Genomic DNA, 3717 nt, shown 5'->3' on the forward strand with positions numbered 1-3717 from the left:
GTTTTTTGTCGCTCCAAAATATGATCTGAAGGTCTGGGCAACGCCATATGCTAACCCCAGCCAATAGTACCTCGTACTATGTTCTGTCCTTGCTACTGCCGTATGTTCCACTGCTGCCTGCTCGCCTTACACATGAGTAATTCTGACCAGACAGTAGTCGTCTGTACCGCCCTGACCTGGTTCGCTTAACTGCTGGTCGTCACCGCCACTTGCCCCACTGCATTCGTTACGTGCTTTCGGAAATAGATTTATTACTTGAGATGGCTCTATTAAACCTGTCCCTTTTTACAACTTTGTCCTGTTGGCAATTTATGTGCTGTCTTGATAACGAAAAAGACCTCCGGGCTAATCTCTTAGCTTGGAGGTCTTTTTAACTTCATCTCTTGAATTTTTAAGTATTTTTGTTATACTTAATCCAGGTGATGAAGCTAATCTGTGACCGTGCAAAAGTTTGAGATTAGCTTTTTTCATGTATTTAATTGTTAAAAATATTGTATAACAAAATCTTAAAATAAGAAACCTGTTTCACGAATTTAAAATTATAAAATTCAAAAACATATTAGTCATAGTAACTAATTAAAGAATAATATTAACTATTCTAGCTAATATGTTGGCCCATTTTCTTGATATATGTACTTTTTTACAAAGAAAATGAACCAATTTACTAGATGTACCACTAATTCTATCAATTACCTGTATTAACTTTTTAATACCATAGCGTCTAATCTGCTTTTTAACACTTTTAGGTGCTAATTTATAAAAATATCGAACCGACTTTGCACATGTTTTTACTCCTCCCCAAAATCCATAAATCCTATCTTTACTAACATTTTTATCTAAAGATAAAATATTTTTATAAGATAGTGAATTCAGTTCCTTATCGGTAAAGCCATAAACTTTTAAATCACTCTTAGCTTTTTTTAATTTTAACCTTTTACTAGATAGAGCAGTTATACTTGAAGCTGATGCCACATTATATGTAATATCTAACGCTGGCTGTATAAATAAAACCATGCTACACAATAATATCAAACATTTTTTTAGATTAATCTTCATGATTTTTCCTCTAAATTTACTTATGTTTATTATTCTTTTTAATAGCTTTATATTCGCCAATAACAATGGATAGGAACGTAGATATACTCCATATGATCACACATACTACAGCAATGCCAGAAAAAATAAATGATTTTTTATACAAAAAATATAAGCACATAAAAACAGCTGCTATTCCAAGCAATAATATATCTATAATGTCAAAAAAATTATATGTTTTAGAATCATTATCTCCATCATCGTCACCACTTGTTACTACAATATAAATAATAAAAAGTATTACAACTAAAGATAAACACTCTCTAAGCATTGCCCATACATCATGTCTATCTATAATTATTAATCCAATCGATGCTGCAATCAGCATAAAAACATATATAATACCTAATATATGTTTCAATTTCTTTTTCATTAATCTGTACTCCCTTATTGTAAGCATATTTATATATATTATATATAAACAAAAACACATGTTATATTATATATATTTTATATTATATATGCAAACTTATTTTTGCTTAGTATCCTCTATACCAGTAACAACTTTACATAATGTACATTAAGCGAAGTTGCTACGAAACCTAGTGCTACAAGGCTTCAAACTGCAGCAAAAAAATGTTTGTGAATTTGAAGCCGTATAGCAAAAGGAAAGACTGATTTAACAGCCTTTCCTTTTTTCATTTCTAAGAAATTTCACAATTAGACCAATTGGTATATTTGAATTTTTTAATATCCAATTTCAATATATATTACATTCTAGCTTTAGTTTTAGTCAAAATTATAATTGCTTATATGTCCATATAAGCCCCTACACGCAATTTTTAGGGGCTTAAGTATGTTATGTTTGCCCATAAATTTCAATACAACGATCGCATTACCTGTAGTTTTGAACTAGGTAACTATCAATATTACTTTCGTAGATAACTTCTATTTTATTAACCTTAATATTATAGAAACCTGATTTTTAAATTTCCAAATCAGCAAACAGTGTCTTCAAGCCTTGGTACTGGCGGAAATTCGTAAATCGAACGTCCAGAAATCACCACCAATAGCGGAAATTGTTTGTGTCTTGAATTTTCGCAAGAATACATTATTGACTGGATTATTAAACATTCCCTCTTTAGTCAGGTATTAGTTCCATTTTGCTTTGCACGTTGCCGTAATTTAATACTCGTTTCTTCAGAAAAAACAACATGTATTTCTACAATTTTTTTGATTTCATGCTTTTGTTTTCCTTAAAAAATAAAAATAATTGGCTTGTAAAGTGGTGGTATTTTCTTCACTTTTAGGTGGTACAAGGTGGTAAAATCATCATTTTTAGGTGGTATACGGTAGTAATATTACCATTTTTAGGTGGTATTAGAGACTAATATTAAGTCTATTTTTGGATAAAGTGCTTTACCCGTATTAACCTTACCGCATAGGCATTTCAGAACATCGCCACTGGCGATTCCAACTAAAGTTGGACCGTTCTGTCTTATGCTCATTACCTTAATATTAGTAATTACAAGCTATTTTGCCGATATTATTAAGTTATTGCATACTATTTCTTAAAAATTACTGCAAAAAAGTTGAACTTATGACCCAATACTACTCGTGCATTTACATGCTACAAACATTAAAGAAAAAATAACTAAACATCTAGCAATTAAACGTACATAGCAAGTCACTTAGCTCCAATAAATCTACAAACTTATAACTTGGTTTTTCCAATTTTTTGCCACCAATGTAATTTAGACTTCAACACTTTAGAATTTTCAACTGGTTTATCGATAAATTTTTTCTGCCTCAACGACTTATCGACTAAATTCAGTTGCTGAGCCTGATCTGCTAACTGTGCAAATTTTTTTGCAAACTCAACTAACTCATTATTCTGCAGCATTATCTGCTCATCTTTTTCTTTAAGTTGTTCTTCTTTATCTTTTAACAACTGTTTCAATTCATCTATTTCATGCTGCTTTTCGGAAACGGTTTGAAAAACAGTCAACGAATTAATTAGATGATTTTTCCCCTTAGTATCAACTTTTTTAGACTTTTGATACCGTTCAATAACCGTTTTATCATAATATTTACGTTGACCTTTTAACTGTTTTGGAGAAACAGCATTGGCTTTCAACCACTTACTCAATGTACTCTTGCTAACACCTAATATATCAGCAATTCTATTCTGGCTATACAACTGTTCATGCTTCTTCATAAATTGTTTCCTAACCGTTTCAATCCATTTGAACACTACAACAACAATCTAACATACAATTAACCATACTAACAATGACCTTAACTTCCACTCAACTTCTATTCACTACATATATCATTTTCAAACAGCTAAACATAACTATTCAAAATAAGATCGTCCCAGACTACACCAGAAACACCACAACCTCCAAACAGCGGACACACTAACCCCATAAGGTACCTAACATAACCGCAAAGCGGTTAGTTAGGTAATTTCCCCTTGCAATAAGGAGAAGAAACTATCTAACTAACCGCTTTGTCGATCGTTGGTTACTAATCTGGTCACAAAGGACCAGCATACATTTAAGCTAAAAAACGCCCTGCACAGTAGCCGAGCCGTTGTTTTTTGTCGCTCCAAAATATGATCTGAAGGTCTGGGCAACGCCATATGCTAACCCCAGCCAATAGTACCTCGTACTATGTTCT

General features: G+C 32.0%; 3 protein-coding genes. All 3 read right to left on the reverse strand.

All coding sequences use genetic code 11. The features are described from left to right. Window positions 1-576: 576 nt before the first annotated feature. Complete coding sequence (locus H3T43_RS09245; protein WP_198214161.1) at window positions 577-1056, reverse strand: hypothetical protein; 480 nt, start codon at window positions 1054-1056, stop codon at window positions 577-579. Window positions 1057-1072: 16 nt separating this feature from the next. Beyond that, window positions 1073-1468 carry a hypothetical protein gene (locus H3T43_RS09250; RefSeq protein ID WP_187155203.1) on the reverse strand — a complete coding sequence of 132 codons (396 nt, stop codon included), beginning with the start codon at window positions 1466-1468 and terminating at the stop codon, window positions 1073-1075. Between the two features lie 1281 nt (window positions 1469-2749). Beyond that, window positions 2750-3289, reverse strand: a complete 540-nt coding sequence (locus tag H3T43_RS09255; RefSeq protein WP_370520810.1) for a helix-turn-helix domain-containing protein — start codon at window positions 3287-3289, stop codon at window positions 2750-2752. Window positions 3290-3717: the final 428 nt, after the last annotated feature.

The sequence above is a fragment of the Lactobacillus sp. M0396 genome (assembly GCF_016101625.1).
Lineage (GTDB): Bacteria > Bacillota > Bacilli > Lactobacillales > Lactobacillaceae > Lactobacillus > Lactobacillus huangpiensis.